Source organism: Streptococcus sp. GMD3S (genome assembly GCF_000298695.2).
GTDB lineage: Bacteria > Bacillota > Bacilli > Lactobacillales > Streptococcaceae > Streptococcus.
Genome location: NZ_AJRC02000002.1, coordinates 13,967 through 33,141, shown reverse-complemented (window position 1 = coordinate 33,141; position 19,175 = coordinate 13,967). Strand labels below are relative to the sequence as shown.

Annotated in this window: 16 protein-coding genes; 1 reads left to right on the top strand and 15 read right to left on the bottom strand. The window is 39.4% G+C overall.

Annotated features, from left to right (window positions below; genetic code table 11):
• From GMD3S_RS0201115 to GMD3S_RS0201085, 6 genes are all read right to left on the bottom strand, one after another.
• Positions 1-240, bottom strand: coding sequence for a hypothetical protein (locus tag GMD3S_RS0201115; protein ID WP_001028361.1), 240 nt, complete (start codon positions 238-240; stop codon positions 1-3).
• A gap of 386 nt (positions 241-626) precedes the next feature.
• Positions 627-1,202: a hypothetical protein gene (locus GMD3S_RS0201105; protein ID WP_000236455.1), complete on the bottom strand. Its 576-nt coding sequence runs from the start codon at positions 1,200-1,202 to the stop codon at positions 627-629.
• Positions 1,203-1,500: 298 nt separating this feature from the next.
• A complete protein-coding gene (ffh, locus tag GMD3S_RS0201100; RefSeq protein ID WP_000863598.1) occupies positions 1,501-3,072 on the bottom strand; it encodes a signal recognition particle protein in 1,572 nt (523 codons plus the stop codon).
• Between the two features lie 11 nt (positions 3,073-3,083).
• Positions 3,084-3,416, bottom strand: coding sequence for a putative DNA-binding protein (locus tag GMD3S_RS0201095; RefSeq protein WP_000402066.1), 333 nt, complete (start codon positions 3,414-3,416; stop codon positions 3,084-3,086).
• Positions 3,417-3,560: 144 nt separating this feature from the next.
• Positions 3,561-4,757, bottom strand: a complete 1,197-nt coding sequence (tuf, locus tag GMD3S_RS0201090; RefSeq protein WP_001040720.1) for an elongation factor Tu — start codon at positions 4,755-4,757, stop codon at positions 3,561-3,563.
• A gap of 234 nt (positions 4,758-4,991) precedes the next feature.
• Positions 4,992-6,101 (bottom strand): AI-2E family transporter, encoded by a 1,110-nt coding sequence (locus GMD3S_RS0201085; RefSeq protein WP_000489828.1) that lies wholly within the window; start codon positions 6,099-6,101, stop codon positions 4,992-4,994.
• A gap of 104 nt (positions 6,102-6,205) precedes the next feature.
• On the opposite strand from GMD3S_RS0201085, the gene pbp3 reads away from it, so the two are divergent.
• Complete coding sequence (gene pbp3, locus GMD3S_RS0201080) at positions 6,206-7,447, top strand: D-alanyl-D-alanine carboxypeptidase PBP3 (protein WP_025172939.1); 1,242 nt, start codon at positions 6,206-6,208, stop codon at positions 7,445-7,447.
• 29 nt (positions 7,448-7,476) lie between these two features.
• On the opposite strand, the gene sdbB is transcribed toward pbp3, so the two are convergent.
• The 9 genes from sdbB to GMD3S_RS0201035 all read right to left on the bottom strand — a co-directional run bounded on the left by sdbB (position 7,477) and on the right by GMD3S_RS0201035 (position 18,763).
• Complete coding sequence (gene sdbB / locus GMD3S_RS0201075; RefSeq protein ID WP_000755591.1) at positions 7,477-8,022, bottom strand: thiol-disulfide oxidoreductase-associated lipoprotein SdbB; 546 nt, start codon at positions 8,020-8,022, stop codon at positions 7,477-7,479.
• A 12-nt stretch (positions 8,023-8,034) separates the two neighbouring features.
• A complete protein-coding gene (ccdA2, locus tag GMD3S_RS0201070) occupies positions 8,035-8,742 on the bottom strand; it encodes a thiol-disulfide oxidoreductase-associated membrane protein CcdA2 (protein ID WP_000443810.1) in 708 nt (235 codons plus the stop codon).
• 125 nt (positions 8,743-8,867) lie between these two features.
• Positions 8,868-9,728, bottom strand: coding sequence for a methionyl aminopeptidase (locus tag GMD3S_RS0201065; RefSeq protein WP_000631558.1), 861 nt, complete (start codon positions 9,726-9,728; stop codon positions 8,868-8,870).
• A gap of 15 nt (positions 9,729-9,743) precedes the next feature.
• A complete protein-coding gene (spxR, locus tag GMD3S_RS0201060) occupies positions 9,744-11,021 on the bottom strand; it encodes a CBS-HotDog domain-containing transcription factor SpxR (protein WP_000033809.1) in 1,278 nt (425 codons plus the stop codon).
• A complete protein-coding gene (locus GMD3S_RS0201055) occupies positions 11,014-11,565 on the bottom strand; it encodes a GNAT family N-acetyltransferase (protein WP_001028741.1) in 552 nt (183 codons plus the stop codon). The genes spxR and GMD3S_RS0201055 overlap by 8 nt, the downstream gene beginning before the upstream one ends.
• A gap of 15 nt (positions 11,566-11,580) precedes the next feature.
• The gene (locus tag GMD3S_RS0201050) at positions 11,581-12,840 is read right to left on the bottom strand and encodes a UDP-N-acetylglucosamine 1-carboxyvinyltransferase (RefSeq protein ID WP_001227101.1); all 1,260 of its coding nucleotides are present in this window, start codon (positions 12,838-12,840) and stop codon (positions 11,581-11,583) included.
• A 160-nt stretch (positions 12,841-13,000) separates the two neighbouring features.
• Positions 13,001-14,506 carry a pyruvate kinase gene (gene pyk, locus GMD3S_RS0201045; protein ID WP_001042826.1) on the bottom strand — a complete coding sequence of 502 codons (1,506 nt, stop codon included), beginning with the start codon at positions 14,504-14,506 and terminating at the stop codon, positions 13,001-13,003.
• 66 nt (positions 14,507-14,572) lie between these two features.
• Positions 14,573-15,580, bottom strand: a complete 1,008-nt coding sequence (gene pfkA, locus GMD3S_RS0201040) for a 6-phosphofructokinase (protein ID WP_000820882.1) — start codon at positions 15,578-15,580, stop codon at positions 14,573-14,575.
• Positions 15,581-15,661: 81 nt separating this feature from the next.
• Positions 15,662-18,763, bottom strand: a complete 3,102-nt coding sequence (locus GMD3S_RS0201035) for a DNA polymerase III subunit alpha (RefSeq protein ID WP_000561560.1) — start codon at positions 18,761-18,763, stop codon at positions 15,662-15,664.
• Between the last annotated feature and the right edge of the window lie 412 nt (positions 18,764-19,175).

Here is a 19,175-nt window from a genome sequence, read left to right as displayed (position 1 = left end):
TTACTTAAATCTTAATTTCATTTCCTGCATCCATTGAGGAAGAACTTTATTCAATTCCATGTTGAGTTTAAGTTTGCTTCCTGCAAATTGATTTGTTGCCTTAGTTGCATCAAGTGTTTTTACGAGATCTTCCCTGAATGGAATTTCTTCTGGCTTTTTCAAGTCATAAGATTTCAGTGATTTAGCAAGTAGTAGACTATCTAGTCCCCACTCTGTCGCAAATTCTTTGACAATATTCATTTGTCTATTTTCCTGCCATGCATTGAAGGCAGTGTCATCCCAAATGCTTCATCGTCCCAAGAAAATTCGTAATATTGTTTTACTTTACTTAACTGCGTTGCTGCGTCGGTGAATGCTTGTCCAAAACGATCCATCAACTTTAATAGAAACCCAATTTGTAAGCTCTTCTAACTCATCTTTTAAATAGTCGAATTTATCAGCCAGTTTAATTACTCCATCAGAATATTTCTTAACCAGAACTCTACTAATATTTCCACCACTTCGTATTCTGATAAATCATTTATAATTGAAAAAATATGATTTGAATGAAAATACTTGTTTAAAAATTATTTTCAGAAATTAGAATAGAAACTTTTTTAGCATCTCAAATTATAAAATTAAAATAACTAAATTACTTCTGAACTGTATATGTTCTTTTGTACTTTAAGATACTCTTTTAGATTAATAATTTTGTCGTTATGATTAGTTTTTCTTTTAGTTTCATTATGATATACAAAGTTGTTTGCTTCAGCAAACTGCTCTGTATAAGTCTTAACCAATTCAAATAATTCATCAAGAGAGGTATCTAATTCTAATTTCTTTAGCAGAGATTCATTTTTATTTAAGAAATTTAAAAACTTATCAATATCTTTTTCAGTCAATTCTCCTTTTTGAGCGGTAATTAAATACTGAGTTAACCTCTTTATTAAAGATTTTGATACACTATTCATCTGCATACTGCGATAACTGTAATAACCAACTCCTCCCACAGCTAAAACTCCTGCACCTATTAGTCCAACTTTTATAGCCTTATTGCCGATTAATTTATTTGCAGTATCTTTAGAAAAATCTACAGCTTTGAGATGCTTAATAATCTGTCCCTTATTATTTCTGATAACAGAACCAAATTGTTTGTATATACCTGATACTAAGCCCCTTTGAATATCGTTGGGTATAACTAAATTAATACTATTAATAACCATAATAAAAACTCCCTTATATAAACTTCTCTTAAATTATACCATCAACAGTGACTATTTGACACTAAAATAATATTTTAATTTAGTAAATGTAAAATTACTTATATATTGTGTAACTAAGATAATAGACTTCGATAAAATGAAAATAAGTATTTATAGTTTCTGCTTCTGTTTTATTCTACCTGAACAACAATAATATACTCTATAATGTCTAACGGGTGGTTTATTTGTCTCGCACCTTACGGAGCGAGACGGACTAATAGTCACATAATAATAAGGAAAGCACTTCTGCTTTCCTTTTTTATTTACGTTTTTTCTTCGCTTTTTTCATTTTGTTGGCCATACGTTTCATAGACTGTTTCATGGCAAATTCACCGATTTTACCTTTGAGTCCGCCACCAAACATCTGGCTCATATCTGGCATGCCTGCTCCTCCGAGACCTGACATATCCGGCATTCCACCTTGTCCCATCATGCCTTCAAGGGCAGACATATCCATCCCTCCCATATTTGACATATTTTTTGGAAGGTTATTTGGATTGATTCCCATTTGCTTCATCATCTTGTTCATATCGCCAGACATGACACCTTGCATGAGCTGTTTGGCCTGGTTAAAGTCTTTGATAAATTTATTGACTTCAACAAAGGTATTTCCAGAACCTGCAGCGATACGACGGCGACGGCTTGGATTTAACAAATCGGGATTTTCACGCTCCTCAGGTGTCATGGAAGATACAATGGCACGTTTGCGCGCAATCTGACGCTCGTCCACCTTCATGTTTTGAAGGGCTGGATTGTTAGCCATACCTGGAATCATCTTGAGCAAGTCTTCCATTGGTCCCATATTTTGCACCTGATCCAATTGATCAATGAAATCATTGAAATCAAAGGTGTTTTCGCGCATCTTCTCAGCCATTTCAAGGGCTTTTTGCTCATCGTATTCCTGAGAAGCTTTCTCAATCAAGGTCAGCATATCCCCCATACCAAGGATACGGCTTGACATACGATCTGGGTGGAAGGTTTCGATATCTGTTATCTTTTCACCCGTACCAGTGAACTTGATAGGTTTTCCAGTGATGTGGCGAACAGACAAGGCCGCACCACCACGAGTATCCCCATCAATCTTGGTAAGGATGACACCAGTTACTTCCAACTGAGCATTAAACTCACGGGCAACATTAGCCGCTTCCTGACCGATCATGGCATCAATGACGAGGAGGATTTCATTTGGCTGAGCCAGTGCTTTAACATCACGAAGCTCATTCATGAGAAGTTCATCGATTTGTAAACGCCCTGCCGTATCAATCAAAACATAGTCGTTGTGGTTGGCCTGCGCTTGCTCCAAACCTTGGCGAACAATCTCAACAGCTGGTACTTCTGTTCCAAGTGCAAAGACTGGAACATCAATCTGCTGTCCAAGTGTTTTCAACTGGTCGATGGCGGCTGGGCGGTAAATATCCGCAGCAATCATCAAAGGACGAGCATTTTCTTCCTTCTTGAGTTTATTAGCCAGCTTACCAGCAAAGGTCGTTTTACCAGCCCCCTGCAAACCGACCATCATGATAATGGTTGGAATTTTTGGTGACTTGATAATTTCTGACGTATCGGAACCTAAAACAGCTGTCAATTCCTCATCAACGATTTTGATAATCTGTTGGGCTGGATTGAGGGTATCAATGACCTCGTGTCCGATTGCACGTTCACGAACCTTCTTGATAAAGTCCTTTACAACAGGCAAGGCAACGTCGGCTTCCAGCAAGGCCAAGCGAATTTCTTTGGTTGCTTCCTGGACATCAGCCTCAGAGATTTTTCCTTTTTTACGTAGATTTTTAAAGACGTTCTGTAAACGTTCTGTTAAACTTTCAAATGCCATTTTTCTTCCTCTTACTCTCTATTATCAATGCTTGTTAAAATTTCTATCTGCTCCTGCAGAAAGTCATCCTTGGGATAACGCTCCAAGATCTGGTCAAAAATCTGACTGCGGACAATGTAGTCCGAATACATGTGCAGTTTCATCTCATAATCTTCTAGAATCTTTTCCGTCCGCTTGATATTATCATAGACAGCCTGACGACTGACACCGAACTCTTCAGCAATCTCAGCAAGACTATAATCATCAGCATAATAGAGTTCAATATAGTTCATCTGCTTGTCTGTCAAAAGCGCCGCATAAAATTCAAAAAGGGCGTTCATACGATTGGTTTTTTCGATTTCCATAACTTTTATTATACCAAAAAAACTATTATACTGCTAGAGTAGAAGCACTTCAAATAGAGTAAGGAGAAGAAAAAAAGAACCTTGCAAGGCAAGATTCTTTTAGTGTCTGACTTAAATAATTGTTCTTCTGGGAACTTAATCGAATTAAGCTTCGATTTCTGTAACCATACCTGAACCAACAGTACGTCCACCCTCACGGATAGAGAATGTAGTACCTTGTTCTACGGCGATTGGGTGGATCAACTCAACGTCGATAGTCACGTTATCACCAGGCATTACCATTTCAGTACCTGCAGGAAGTTCGATTGAACCTGTAACGTCAGTAGTACGGAAGTAGAATTGTGGACGGTAGTTGTTGAAGAATGGAGTGTGACGTCCACCTTCTTCTTTAGTAAGGATGTAGACTTCACCTTTAAATTTAGTGTGTGGGTTGATTGAACCTGGTTTAGCGATAACTTGTCCACGTTCGATTTCGTCACGTTGAACACCACGAAGAAGGACACCTACGTTATCTCCGGCAAGACCTTCGTCAAGTTGTTTACGGAACATTTCAACACCAGTAACAACTGCTTTTTGAGTTTCTTCTTTGATACCAACGATTTCGATTTCGTCGTTGACACGAACAGTACCACGGTCGATACGTCCTGAAGCAACTGTACCACGTCCAGTGATTGAGAATACGTCTTCGACTGGAAGAAGCAATGGTTTTTCAGTGTCACGTTCTGGTTCTGGGATGTACTCATCAACAGTGTTCATCAATTCCATGATGATGTCTTCGTATTTAGAGTCACCTTCAAGAGCTTTAAGAGCTGAACCTTGGATAACTGGAAGATCGTCACCTGGGAAGTCGTATTCTGACAAGAGGTCACGGATTTCCATTTCAACCAATTCAAGCAATTCTTCGTCGTCTACCAAGTCAATTTTGTTCATGAAGACGATAAGGTGTTTAACACCAACCTGACGAGAAAGAAGGATGTGCTCACGAGTTTGTGGCATTGGTCCGTCAGTTGAAGCTACTACAAGGATAGCTCCGTCCATTTGAGCGGCACCAGTGATCATGTTTTTAACGTAGTCCGCGTGCCCTGGAGCGTCGATGTGAGCGTAGTGACGTTTTTCAGTTTCGTACTCAACGTGCGCAGTGTTGATAGTGATACCGCGTTCGCGTTCTTCTGGAGCAGCATCGATAGACGCATAGTCTTTTGGTTGGTTAACTGCTGAAGGCAAGCGACGTGCCAATACAGTTGTGATAGCTGCAGTCAAAGTAGTTTTACCGTGGTCAACGTGTCCGATAGTACCAATGTTAACGTGTGGTTTACTACGATCGTATTTTTCTTTTGCCATTTGAGTAAAAGCCTCCAATAAAATATATTTTATAGATAGACAGTAGGCAATACAGTCTAACTTTCCTTACTATTTTATCAAATTTCTGCTAAATTGCAAGTGTTTTACACATATTTTGTGAATTAATCTAAATCTTATCAAATCCTGTTCTTCTGCTTCTTTATAGCAATATGAATTCAAACTTCTTTTTGTTTGGAGATAGTATTTTCATCAAAAAATCAGGTTTCCCTGATTTTAATTTGATTCTGTTTTTTCCAGTTCCTTAGCTTCTTTATGGTTTTCATATAATTTCGCTAGGAACTTAGTAATTTCTTTAAAAATAGAGTAAGTAGGTACTGCTACGACCATTCCTATGACACCGTAGATATTACTTGACAGTAAAAGGAGCACCAAGATTGTAATCGGGTGTACTTTCATAACCCCTCCAACGATACGTGGATAGAGAACATTTCCGTCAATCTGCTGAATAATAAGCATATAAGCAACCGCAATCAACATACGATGAGGATCCGTGAACACATTGGCAATCACCATTGGAATTAAGCCAATACTTGGACCAACATAAGGAATCAAATTTGCGATTCCAGAGAAAATAGCAAAAACTAGGGCGTACTTTAATCCGATAACGCTATAGCCAATATAGGCTAAACATCCAATAATAACCGCATCAATCGCAATTCCACTGATATAACGGGCTATAGTTGTATTGAGATTGGTTAAAAGGCTAGAAAGATTCAATTTGTCATGTTTTAAGATGGTACGTTCCAACATTGGTAGCAACTTATGACCATCCAACAAGAAATAAATCAAGAATACAGGGGTCATAATGAGAATCAGAACCGTACTAAACAAAGCTGAAAGAACGCTTCCTAAACTGTTGCTGACGCTATTTAGGATATTCTGGAGGATATCCACATAGGAGAGATTCAGTTGTTGAATAGTTTGTTGAATATCAATATTTTGGAAGACTGGATTCATGGACAAATCAATGATCAAATCTTGTAGTCTACTATAGATGTTTTGACTAGAAATAATCAAGCTGGTCAACTGATTAATCAAAATCGGCAAGAGATAAACGACCCCCACAACGATAGCACCAATTAAGGCACAAAGAGTGACCAAGACACCAATTAGACGATTGATCTTACATCTCTTTTCTAAGAAAGTAACGACTGGATTTGTAATGTAGTAAAAAAATCCACCAAGCAAAAATGGAATCATGATGGTATTCACAACCGTCACGAAGGGAGTAATGATGGCCCCCATTTCTCTCCAAAGATAGAAAATCAGTGTTAATAATAAAATTTCAGCTGTCCAAAAAAATAATTTGTTTCTACGGAACATAGGTATCCTCCTTCTCTCTATTTTACCACATTTCTGAAAAAGATAAGATGGCTTTAGTAAAAAAGCGAGAATATTTTTTTTCTTTATGATAAAATAAAGTTAATATGAAAAAAATAATTTTATCTTTTATGACACTTTTAGTTTTTGGAACAGCTTCTACTGTTTCTGCTCAGGAGTTTGATGTTGCTGCTAAACATGCTATTGCTGTCGAGGCTACAACTGGAAAAATCCTCTATGAAAAAGATGCAAATCAGCCTGTAGAAATTGCTTCTATTACAAAACTAGTTACAGTTTATCTGGTCTATGAAGCTCTGGAACAAGGAACTATCAGCCTATCTACACCTGTTGATATTTCGGACTATCCTTACAAACTTACAACTAATTCTGAGGCGAGTAACGTCCCTATGGAAGCCCGAAATTATACTGTTGAACAGCTATTAGAGGCTACAATGGTATCCAGCGCGAACAGCGCTGCGATTGCACTAGCAGAAAAGATTGCTGGTTCTGAGAAAGACTTTGTAGACAAAATGAGGGCTAAACTTCTTGAATGGGGAATTCAAGATGCAACTATTGTAAACACAACTGGTTTAAATAATGAGACACTTGGCGATAATATCTATCCTGGTTCTAAAAAAGACGATGAAAACAAGTTGAGTGCCTACGACGTTGCAATCGTCGCTCGTAACCTCATCCGAGATTATCCTCAAGTTTTGGAAATCACCAAAAAACCAACTTCTACATTTGCAGGACTTGAAATCCACTCAACCAACTATATGTTGGAGGGAATGCCTGCCTATCGTGGTGGTATTGATGGACTAAAGACAGGTACTACTGATAAAGCTGGTGCTTCATTCGTTGGAACAACTGTTGAGAAAGGGATGCGTATTATTACGGTTGTTTTGAATGCAGATCAACAAGATACCAACCCTTATGCACGTTTTACTGCTACTTCTGCACTTTTAGATTATATTTCTGCAAACTTTGCCTTAAAAACTGTTGTTCAGAAAAGTGAAGCATACAACGATAGTAAAGTAACAGTTCTTGATGGTAAGGAAGATAATGTGACAGCTGTCGCTAAGTCAGACATTTCCATCGTCCAACGCATCGGAAGCGGTACTACACCTACTCTCCAATTCACACCGAAATCAACATCAGAAATGGCTCCATTGGAAGAAGGCAAGGTTGTTGGTACTCTAACCTATGATGATCAGGATTTGGTCGGTCAGGGCTATCTCACTTCCGACAAACCATCTTTTGAAATGGTTTCTGAAAAGAAAGTAGAAAAAGCCTTCTTTTTGAAGGTTTGGTGGAACCAATTCATCCGCTTTATCAATGAAAAATTATAAAAAAATCGCGATTCTTCGCGATTTTTTCTTTATTTCATTTCTTTAAAAGCCGCTTCTGCATCAGCGTTGCTAATAGCACCAAATTGGATTTTTCCGATTTTACCTTGACTGTCAATCAAGTATTCTGTTGGAATACTACGAATTTGGTAGGCTTGGAAGGTAGTTGCTTGCGTATCATATAGAACTGGAATATCCTTGTAGCCTTGTTCTTGGTACCATTTTGGAAAGTCTTGAACTGTTTTTTCACCTTGGAGACCAGGTGCAATGACACTCAAGATTTCAAAGTCTCGATCTTGTTTGGCAGCTAGTTCCATCAACTCAGGCATGCTTTTTTTACATGGTCCACACCAAGAAGCCCAGAATTTCAAATAAACCTTTTTCCCTTTATAGTCTGATAACTTCACTTCTTTGCCATCCATAGACTGCAAGGTGAAGTCTGGAGCATCCTTACCGACTGCGATTTGTTGTACAGCAGGTTGTTTTGGACTGCTTGTCTGTTTGGTTTCTTTTTCACCACAAGCAATCAACAAAAATAGAGACATGAGGCTCAATCCAGCAAAAATAACTTTTTTCATATTTTTCTCCTTTTATCCAAGAATTCCTGACAAGGCATTTAACTGCCCTAGCATTAATAATAATCCCATCAAAATAATCAAAGCTCCCCCGATTTTTTTTAGTAGGATCATATGGGGTTTTAATTTACTAAAATAGGGCATGATCCAGCCCGAAGCCAAGGCCAAAACAATGAAAGGAAGGGCCATTCCCAATGTATATACTAATGTTAACACGGCTCCTTGCCAAGCACCATTGCCTCCTGAAGCTGCAAGAGCCAAGACCGAACTTAAAACCGGTCCGATACAAGGGGTCCAACCAAAACTAAAGGTTATCCCAAGTAAAAAGGCTGACAGATAGTGATTAGACTTGGATTGTTTGAAGGTGACTGTCTTTTGAATCTCCAGTTTATTGAAATGCAAGATTTCCATCTGGTGAAGCCCTAAAAGAATAATGACTATTCCCATAGCATAACGAAACCAGTCTGCATAGAGCATGTGCCCTAGGAATCCAGCTCCAAATCCTAAAATAAAGAAAATAAGGGAGATTCCTGCAATAAAGCACAAGGTTCGAATTAAACCAGACCATGCAACGTCTCTTCCAAAAAAGCGAAAGCTTTTCGAATTTCCCTGATCATCCAGTAAAATACCAGCATAGACAGGTAGCAAAGGAAAGATGCAGGGTGAAAAGAAGGACAGGATACCAGCTAAAAAAACGGATACTAGAAATATAATCGACTCCAACGAATTACCTACTTTCTCAAAATTCTAATCCTATTTTACTACAAAAGAATAAATTTGTAAGAAGTCTGCTACGCTTATTTATTTTGATAAAATTTGACACAAAAAAAGGAGCTAAGCTCCTTTTTTTAATACGTTCCTTCTTCACCTTGACTAGTCAAGATAACTGGACCGTCTTTGGTAATCACGAACTGGTGTTCATATTGGCAAGACAGGCCGCCATCTATAGTCTTATGAGCCCAGCCAGTCTTCATATCTGTATCAATTTCCCAGTCACCAGTATTGATCATGGGTTCAATAGTTAGTACCATTCCTTCACGGAGACGGAGTCCACGCCCTGCAATACCGTAGTTAGGAACCATTGGCTCCTCGTGCATAGTTGGACCAACACCATGACCAACCAAATCACGAACGACACCGTAACCGCGACTTTCAGCGTATTCTTGAATGGCTGCACCGATATCACCGATACGATTGCCAACAACTGCTTGCTCAATCCCTTTATACATAGCTTCCTTGGTCACGTCCATCAGGTTTTTCACTTCTTCAGACGGTGTACCAACCGCATAAGCCCAACATGAGTCAGCTAAACCACCAGTATAACTTTGGGTGTATTTTTTCATTTGCTCAACATTGTTGAAGTTGAGTTTAGATACATTGAGGTCGGATTTGGCAATCGGACCACCCAGTACCATGTCAACCTTGAGCAAATCGCCATCTTTCAAGATGTAATGACGTGGAAAAGCATGAGCTACTTCGTCGTTGAGAGAGCAACAAGTGGCATAGGGGTAATCCATGACTGCACCATCTACTCCAATCTGTAAAGGAAGGAAATTCTCCTCTTTACAACGTCGACGAACGTACTCTTCAACTTCCCACATATCTACGCCCGGCTTAATCAAATCACGTAAGCCGATATGGATACTTGCTAGGAAATCACCAGCCTTGTCCATGGCTTCGATTTCACGTGCTGATTTTAAAGTTATCATTTTTTCTCCTAGATTCTAATTAATTTTAACCGTAACATTTGCTTTTGAAACAATCTGATGACCATGATAAATATCATAATCAATAATAGCTGAACGTCTCGTGTGGTGAATAATCCGAGCCTGAATCCGCAGAGTATCATCTATCTGCACAGCCTGCAAGAAATAAATCAACATCTGCTCAATGATGAGATTACGTCCGCTATTGACAACGAGGTCTTGGGTCATATGGTTGAGGATTTCAGCCAAGACTCCATTAGCAAGGACACCATTTTTCTCCAGCATGAAAGGCTCAACAGTAATGACGACTTCATCATGATGATAGGATAGTTTTTGCCCAATTTGCTCGGAGAAAGTTGGCAAAGCTGAAACCTGAGAACGGCTCATCTTTTCCATGACATCTCGTCTCGTTACTACTCCAAGCAAGGTTTGGTTACTTCTGACAACGGGAACCATCTCAAAGTCTTCTGCAATCATTCGTTGACTGACATTGGCAATATTGGTCGCTAAGCCTGTTACAAAGATACTTCGCGTCATCACCTTGTCAATCGTTGTGCTGGGGGATTTATCTCCTGCGTCACGCATAGTAACAACCCCGACAACCACTTGGTGTTGGTTAATGACTGGGAAACGGCTACTTCTGTTCTTACGGACCAAGTCTAGATAGTCTTTGACTGTATCCGTTTCTCTCAAAAAACCATACTCATGACTGGGACGATAGAGCTTTTCGACTGTCAGAATATCGGTTTTGATTTGAACATTTGAGAGGGCTTTGTTAATCATGGTCGCTACTGTAAAAGTGTCATGTTTACTCCTCAGAACTGGAATCCCTTTTTTATTAGCCAACTCAAGAACATCGTCCTGGACATGAAAACCACCTGTCACAAGGACCGCATTTTCATTTTCCAGCGCTAAAAGTTGAATGCGAGTGCGGTCTCCTACGATCAAAAGACCACCATCATGGAGATAGGACAGGATATTTTGCTCTGTCATAGCCCCAATGGAGAATTTGCTAAATTCTCTCTCCAACCCTTCCTGACCAGCTAAAACTTCAGAGGAGGTGACTTCAGCAATTTCAGCATAGGTTAGCCGCTCAATAGCCACTTTTTGGGACTTGACCCGTATAGTTCCACTACGTGGCCGAGTTTCAACGATGCCACGATTTTCAGCTTCTTTAATAGCTCGGTAGGCTGTTCCGTCACTAACACCTAGGTGATTGGAAATACTGCGAACACTAACTCTCTTCCCAATTGGCAACTCTTCCAGATAGGACAAAATTTCCTGGTGTTTACTCATTGAATTCTCCTTTTATGTATCGAAATTCAAGATAGTCCCTCATTTTTCGTGTATAGCGATCGCTTCCCTTAAACTGTCGGACGAGGCTAAAACCCGATTTTAAGGCTACTTTTTGACTAGCTTGATTCTCCAGATGAGTGATGATGGATAATTGTTTTAAACCAAATTCTTCAAATGAAAGCTGACATAGTTTGGTAACTACTTCTGTCATATAACCTTGTGACCAAGAATCCTTTTTTAAGAAATAACCAATTTCTGCTTCTTTTTTGATTTCATCGATTTTTTCAAATTTAATAGAGCCAATCATTTCCTGATTTCCTTGAAGACAAATTGCCCAAACACCCAGAGGATTCTTCATAAAATAGTTAGCAAGTGCGTACTGACTTTCTTCCAAATTTGCTTGACTGGGAAAAATAAACTGCAAATTCTCAGGGTTTGAAGCAATCTCGAAAAACGCTTGACTGTCACTAAAAAAGAAAGGACGCAAATACAAGCGCTCCGTTTCAAAAAAAGAAAACATTGCTAATTTGGTCCAAATATTCATAATCACCTCAACGGCTTAGTCTTCAACGAGTGTAATATCTGCTCCAAGACTACGCAATTTTTCAATAATATCTGAGTAGCCACGAAGGATAAACTCAATATTCGTAATTTCAGTCTGGCCTTGAGCCATCAAGCCAGCGATGACAAGTGCAGCACCAGCTCGCAAGTCTGTAGCTTTTACACTTGCCCCGTGTAAGTTACGACCACCGTTGTAAATAATGTGATCGTTTGTAGTCGTAATATCCGCATCCATTTTTGCTAACTCAAAGACATGATTGACACGTTTCTCATAAATCGTATCAATAATCGTTCCACGACCTTGCGCAGTTAGTAAAAGTGGCGTGATAGGCTGTTGCAAATCGGTTGCGAACCCTGGATAGGGTGCAGTTTTGATATTGATGGCCTTTAAACCAGACTGTTCTTCAACGAAGATACTGTCTTCTGAGACCGTCATACGAACGCCCATTTCCTCTAGTTTGGCGATAAAGCCTTCTAAATGTTCATAGAGAACGTTGTTAATGCGAATTCCTTTTCCTATCGCTGCAGCAAGTGAAATATAAGTTCCAGCTTCGATACGATCTGGAATTACTTGGTGACGAGTCCCATGTAGTTTCTCGACACCATCAATAATGATAATATCAGTCCCTGCACCACGAATATGGGCCCCCATGTTGTTCAAAAGGGTAGCAACATCGATAATTTCCGGTTCACGAGCCGCATTTTCAATGACAGTACGTCCCTTAGCTTTAACCGCAGCAATCATGGTGTTAATAGTTGCTCCAACGCTGACGGTATCCATGTAAATACTTGCGCCATGAAGCCCCTTACCTTGGGCAGATAAATTCATATTATCTCCCTCATAGCTGACCTTAGCACCCATGGCTTCAAAGGCTTTTAAGTGAAGGTCAATCGGACGAGGTCCCAGATCACATCCACCAGGAAGTCCAACTGTAGCTTCACCAAAGCGACCTAAAAGACTTCCGTAGAAATAATAAGAAGCACGCAAGCTATTAATTTTGCCATAAGGCATAGGAATGTTTTGAACACCTCTTGGATCAATCTCCAAGACATCGTCATAACGCTTAACAGATGCCCCCATGATTTCCATGATTTCGACAAGACTAGCAACGTCTGAAATATCTGGAACACAATCTAAAGTGACAATATCATCTGATAAGATAATAGCTGGAATAAGCGCTACAACACTATTTTTAGCACCACTAATGGTGATCTCACCTTGCAATGGACGTCCACCATTGATGACAATTTTTCTCATGTTTTACTCTTTCAAAATTTACTAAAAAGGTCTTTTCGTTCTATTATATCATAATTTTCAGTTTTTTCCCATTCCTATTTACTAAATACCATTCCATTTTGATAAAAAAAGACCTATCATTCAAGCTGTTCAGCTTGAAATGATAAGTCTTAATGTTAGATTAACGTACTGTACGGATACGCATTGTGTTTGTACGAACAGCTTCGCCAAGTGGTACACCTGCAACGATAACAATATCATCACCAGATTCTACCAAACCTTGCTCAACTGCAATTCTTTCAGCGAGATCAAACATATCATCAGTGTTTGATGGGCGATCAGTTGTTACTGGGATAACTCCCCAGTTAAGCATCAAACCACGCTGAGTCAATTCATCGAAAGTGATTGCCAAGATATCAGCATCTGGACGGTATTTAGAAATCAAACGAGCAGTGTGACCTGTCTTAGTAAGAGTAACCACCAACTTGATATTCATAGAGTTTGTCGCATCCTTAACAGCTGAAGCCATAACCTCAGTCTTAGAATTACGTGACAAGTTAACAGACGACAAGCGACCGTATTCTTTTAAAAGAGTTTGAGCGTTCTTGTCAATTGTAGCCATTGTTGTTACTGACTCAAGTGGGTATTTACCATTTGCAGACTCACCTGAAAGCATTGTAGCGTCGGTTCCGTCGATAACAGCGTTAAACACGTCTGATACTTCTGAACGCGTTGCACGTGGTTTTTCAGTCATAGTTTCAAGCATGTTTGTTGCTGTGATAGCGACTTTACCAGCTGCATTTACTTTTGTGATAATCATTTTTTGGTAAACTGGAACCATTTCGAATGGTACTTCAATACCCATGTCACCACGGGCAATCATGATACCATCAGCTACTTCAAGGATTTCATCCAAGTTATCGATACCTTGTTGGTTTTCGATTTTCGCAAACAATTGAACGTGACCATTACCAGTTTCTTCACAGATTGCACGAACTTCTTCAACGTCTTTTGCAGTACGTACAAATGAAATAGCGATGAAGTTGATACCTTGTTCCAAACCGAAACGGATATCATCGTTATCGCGTTCAGCAAGTGCTGGGAAAGGAATTTTAGTGTTTGGGATGTTTACACCTTTTTGCTTAGCAATGATACCGTCATTTTCAACGACTACTTCAAATTCACGAGTTGCATCGTCTTTTACGAAAACACGAAGACCCAATTTACCATCGTCAACCAAAACTTGGTGACCAACTTCAACATCATCGTAGATATCAAGGGCACCAGCAACGTTCAAAGCAATCACATCACGAGTTGATTTGATTCCTTGTTTAGTTGCAACACGGATTTTTTCACCAGTTTTGTATGAGTACTCTTTTGCGTCACCTTCAAACAATTCTGTACGGATTTCAGGTCCTTTAGTATCAAGAAGGAAACCAACTTTTTTACCTGCAAGTTTTTCAGCAAGTTTAACAGTTGCCATACGCTCACCTTGTTCTTGGTGGTCACCGTGTGAGAAGTTGAAACGGAAAGTGTTTGCTCCTGCTTCAATCAATTTAGCAATATTTTGAGCTGAAGCTTCAACATCAAGTTTTTCACCCCAGTATCCGTCTTCACCGAATTTTTTACCACCACGGATTTCAACCGCAGGACCTAAAGTTGCAACGATTTTTACACGTTTGTTCATGATTTTTGTGACTCCTTTATATAATTCGACCTTTTATGGTCATGTTACCAAATTAATGAAAGTTGATTAGGACAAGCTCTTGTTCAAAGCAGAAAGTTCAAGATCAGCTTTATGAGGGTTGTTAACAATAATCTTACCTTCTGCAGTTAAGCTAAACAAAGCTCCTTCTTCTGCTGTACCAAGAATTGGATTTTCAACCATTTTTTCGTTACGGATACCAACAGCGACACCACCGATTCCTTGTTTAAGGAGTTTAACAGCGTGTGCCCCCATGCGTGATGCCAATACACGGTCACGCGCAGTTGGTGATCCACCACGTTGGATGTGACCAAGTTCTGTTACACGAAGGTCACTAGTGTCTCCTGCTTCTTTTAGTTTTTGACCAAATTCAGCTGCTGACATAACACCTTCTGCCAAAACGATAATGTTGTGTTTTTTACCGTGCTCATAACCAGCTTTGATACTAGCTACGATATCTTCCATCTTGAAGCCTTCTTCAGGGATGATAATTTCATCAGCACCAGTTGCGATACCAGCCCAAAGAGCGATATCACCAGCGTTACGTCCCATTACTTCAACAACGAAAGTACGACGGTGACTTGATGATGTATCACGAATCTTATCAATCGCATCCATTGCAGTCGTAACTGCAGTATCAAATCCGATTGTAAAGTCAGTACCTACGATATCGTTATCGATTGTACCTGGAAGTCCAATAGCAGGGAATCCATGCTCAGTCAAGCGCATAGCTCCATGATAAGAACCATCACCACCGATAACTACGACTCCTTCGATACCGTGTTTTTTCAATTGCTCAATCCCTTTAAGTTGGCCTTCAAGTTGTGCAAACTCAGGATAACGAGCAGAATGAAGGAAAGTACCACCACGAGAAATGATGTCTCCTACTGAAGCAGCATCAAGCGGATAAATTTCACCGGCAACCATACCTGCGTATCCATCATAGATACCAAAAACTTCCATTCCTTCTGAGATTGCTTGGCGAACTACTGCACGGATGGCAGCATTCATACCAGGGGCGTCTCCACCACTGGTCAAAACAGCAATACGTTTCATTTGGTTTATGCTCCTTTTTCTTTTAACATTCCTACTGATTATACCACATTTAAATCGAAAATTCTTCTATTTTCCGTATTTTTAGCGATAAATCGTTTTCATAGCAATTCCCTCTAATTTTTCCTCTAGAGCAGAATCTTTTCTTACAAAATGTTGTGTAGAAACAACCGTTTTTCCTTCCTCTTCATACCTGATAATGACAGGGATTGGGCCTTTGTATTGTTCTAGGATATTTGAAATCTCTTTATCATTTTCATGATTTTTAACTTGAATCCAGAATCGTTCCGCCACTGCTTCTTTCAAATCTTGTGCAATCATTTGCAGACGACCATCTCGAGATTGAACTTTGCCATTGATGTAGTAAAATTTCCCTTCGGATAAATTGGAAGCAAATTTTCTATATTGGTCTGAAAATACAGTTACATCCATCCGAGACTTACTATCATGAACCTGTAGAAAAGCCATACTCTCGCCTTTCTTGGTTCGAATCACTTTAATCTTTTGCACTTCAACTAGGAGAGTGGCTTGAGCTCCCTCGGTTAGATTAGTGATTGGAGTGGTCGGATATAGGGCTTGTTTGGCAAGAGTTTGGAGAGGATGGGGACTGATACCTACCCCAATCAGTTCCTGCTCTTTGTAAAATTTCTCTGCCTCAGTAAAATCATCAGCTTCAGTCCAACTATAATTTGTATCCGCAAAGAGTCCACCTAACTCCTCAACAAAGACAAATAAGTTTGGTAGGTTCACTAAGATTTTCTGGCGATTCTTGTCAAATTCATCAAAAAGTCCTAGTTCAACCAAAGGCGTCAAAAGCGACAATTTCTTGTAATTCTTGGGAAGACGTGTGACAAAATATTCAATGCTTGAGAAAGGACGATTTTCAATAATCCAGTAAGACAAATCTCTTGGCATTCCCTTAATGGCTTTTAGACCAAGATAGATTTTCTTCTTAGCAATTTTATCATGATAGGGAATGCTGTTGATTGCTAAGGGAGCTACTTCAAAGCCCATCTGCAATGCATCTACAATGTAATCACTGCTAGAATAGTTCAACATAACTTGAAAGAAAATAGCAGGATAGTGTGTCTTGAAATAAGCTAGTTGGAATGCCAGTGCTGAGTAGGCATAAGCGTGGGATCGGTTAAATCCATAGCCTGCAAACTTTTCCATCACTGCAAAAACTTGGTTGGCCTTTTCTTCTGTATGCCCCAATTTCATAGCTCCTGTGATAAAATCTTCCTTCATCAGATGCATCTCTTTGGCATTTTTCTTACCCATGGCACGTCTGAGAATGTCGGCTTTACCAAGACTGAATCCTCCAAAGCGTTGAGCTACCTGCATAACCTGCTCTTGATAGAGCATAATACCGTAGGTTGATGAAAGGATGTCTTCTAAGGCAGGGTCTAACACCGTCACCTTTTCTTTACCATGCTTACGAGCGACAAAATTATCAATATAATCACTTGCCCCCGGTCTATTGAGGGATGTCGTTGCTACTACCTCTTCAAAGACTTGCGGCTGAACTCGTTTCAAGAGCCGAATGGCGCCAGGTTGTTCAAATTGGAAAATCCCCTTGGTATTTCCAGCAGCAAAGAGGGCCAGAGTTTCTTTGTCTTCCAGGTCAATCTCTTCGATTTTTAGATGAACGCCCTCTGATTCCGCAAGTAATTCTTTCATTTTTTGTACGAAAGTCAGGTTACGTAAGCCGAGGAAATCCATTTTTAGAAGTCCATTGGCTTCAACACCATGAGCATCATACTGGGTGATGAGCATATCCTCACCATATTTTAGAGGAATATAGTCCGTCAAGTCTTGGTCACTCATAACGACTCCTGCCGCATGGATAGAGGTCTGACGAGGATACCCTTCAATCTTTCGAGCAATCTCAAAAGCTTTTTGGTATTCGATCTTACTATTGATGACCTGTCTAAATTGCAAATTCTTTTCATAGGCCGTCGTTAGCGTATCTCGGAAACTGATTTTTTTCGTAATATTTGTTAATTCGTACTCAGGGACACCATAACGTTTGAAAACATCACGAATTGCCTGTTTTGCTCCAAAGGTCGAATAAGTGACAATCTGTGCCACATGTTGACTACCATAGCGATCACGAACATAGCGAATGAACTCCGGCCTATAAAGGTCAGGGATGTCGATATCGATATCGGGCATGGTATAGCGCTCACGATTTAAAAAGCGCTCGAAAATCAAGTTCTTCTCAACCGGGTCAATTCCTGTAATATCCAGTGAGTAAGCCACCAGACTACCAACCGCAGAACCACGCCCCATTCCCATATAATATCCTTGGGAACGTCCAAAACGGAGCAAATCCCAAACTACAAGGAAATAATCGTCAAAGCCCATATCATGAATCACAGCTAATTCCTCATTCAGTCGCTCATGATAGATAGCTGAGGTTAGCCCCTTGTCACTCAAGCCTTGCTCAGCTCTCTCTCTAAGTTCTTCGACCGCTGGTCTTTCAGGATTAAAGCGAGGGAGTTTTAAACTTGGGTCGATTTGATAGCTTACATTCTCTATCAGACCTTGGAGATTGGCAAGCGCCTGAGGGAAGCGATTTTTAAACCGTGCTTCCAAGTCTGAGGCAGGTAAAAAAATCCCTTGTTGTGAATGCAGATCCACTTCTCTCAGACTGACATTGTCCTTGACTGCTGATAAGATTTGTAAAACTTGAATATCTTCTTTTTCAAAAGAGTTGACCTGATAGAGTGGAAGAATTGGTCTAGTAAAGACTTCTTGAGGAGTATCTAGACTGACACCGATAAAATAATCGTGCCCCAAATCTAACTGTTCGATTCCCTCAAAATAGGGAACAATAATAGCAACATCTTCGAGGTGGGAGGTGAAGTCAGACCAATTTTTCCGTCCAGTCATTTTTAAAGTGGATAACTTCATCAACTCTTGATAACCTTTAGTGGATAGGGCTAGAAAACGTAGAGAGAGATTCTCCTCATCTTTGACCAAGGTCATTTCTAAACCAATTAAAGGTTGAATGCTATGCTTACGAGTTGCTTCTAGAAAATGATAGGCTCCATAGAGATTATCCACATCCATGATAGCAAGGTGAGAATAGCCGTATTCTTTAGCCATTTGTACGTATTTTTCAATCGAAACCACACTTTCCATAAAACTATAAACAGTCTTGGTGTCGAGCTGTGCAATCATTTCTTCTCCTCCTTGCTTTCGTTTTACTACTATTATACCATTTTAAGCTGGATATTGAAGCAACTCTGCACTTTCTTTTCAATATCATCAGTTCCAAACTTCTTCTCTTCTTACTGTTAAATTCTTCATTTTTCAAAGGAAGAAAATATAAAATTAATATTATATAATAGTTTTAAATGTAAATTTAGATATATTTATACCAAACGAAGAATAATAAAGATAGGAGTTATATGCAGTTTTACATATAAAATTCTCTAGAAAAAGGCTTACTTCTATGGTATTTATTCAGCATTTTATAATAACTTACTAAATAGATATGCTGGTTTAAGAAATTTATTTCATTTAAGTTTATTTATTCCATTTTTCCCTCTTTTTTGATATAATAAATCCAGTCTGTTTTCAAAGGAGAGAA

Bases quoted from the DNA above. Each gene is read 5' to 3' on its own strand.
- tuf (WP_001040720.1), bottom strand. From the start codon at position 4,757: ATGGCAAAAGAAAAATACGATCGTAGTAAACCACACGTTAACATTGGT.
- pyk (WP_001042826.1), bottom strand. From the start codon at position 14,506: ATGAACAAACGTGTAAAAATCGTTGCAACTTTAGGTCCTGCGGTTGAA.
- GMD3S_RS0201035 (WP_000561560.1), bottom strand. From the start codon at position 18,763: ATGATTGCACAGCTCGACACCAAGACTGTTTATAGTTTTATGGAAAGT.
- spxR (WP_000033809.1), bottom strand. From the start codon at position 11,021: ATGAGTAAACACCAGGAAATTTTGTCCTATCTGGAAGAGTTGCCAATT.
- GMD3S_RS0201050 (WP_001227101.1), bottom strand. From the start codon at position 12,840: ATGAGAAAAATTGTCATCAATGGTGGACGTCCATTGCAAGGTGAGATC.
- GMD3S_RS0201065 (WP_000631558.1), bottom strand. From the start codon at position 9,728: ATGATAACTTTAAAATCAGCACGTGAAATCGAAGCCATGGACAAGGCT.
- pfkA (WP_000820882.1), bottom strand. From the start codon at position 15,580: ATGAAACGTATTGCTGTTTTGACCAGTGGTGGAGACGCCCCTGGTATG.
- GMD3S_RS0201085 (WP_000489828.1), bottom strand. From the start codon at position 6,101: ATGTTCCGTAGAAACAAATTATTTTTTTGGACAGCTGAAATTTTATTA.
- GMD3S_RS0201055 (WP_001028741.1), bottom strand. From the start codon at position 11,565: ATGAATATTTGGACCAAATTAGCAATGTTTTCTTTTTTTGAAACGGAG.
- GMD3S_RS0201105 (WP_000236455.1), bottom strand. From the start codon at position 1,202: ATGGTTATTAATAGTATTAATTTAGTTATACCCAACGATATTCAAAGG.
- GMD3S_RS0201095 (WP_000402066.1), bottom strand. From the start codon at position 3,416: ATGGAAATCGAAAAAACCAATCGTATGAACGCCCTTTTTGAATTTTAT.
- sdbB (WP_000755591.1), bottom strand. From the start codon at position 8,022: ATGAAAAAAGTTATTTTTGCTGGATTGAGCCTCATGTCTCTATTTTTG.
- GMD3S_RS0201115 (WP_001028361.1), bottom strand. From the start codon at position 240: ATGAATATTGTCAAAGAATTTGCGACAGAGTGGGGACTAGATAGTCTA.
- pbp3 (WP_025172939.1), top strand. From the start codon at position 6,206: ATGAAAAAAATAATTTTATCTTTTATGACACTTTTAGTTTTTGGAACA.
- ffh (WP_000863598.1), bottom strand. From the start codon at position 3,072: ATGGCATTTGAAAGTTTAACAGAACGTTTACAGAACGTCTTTAAAAAT.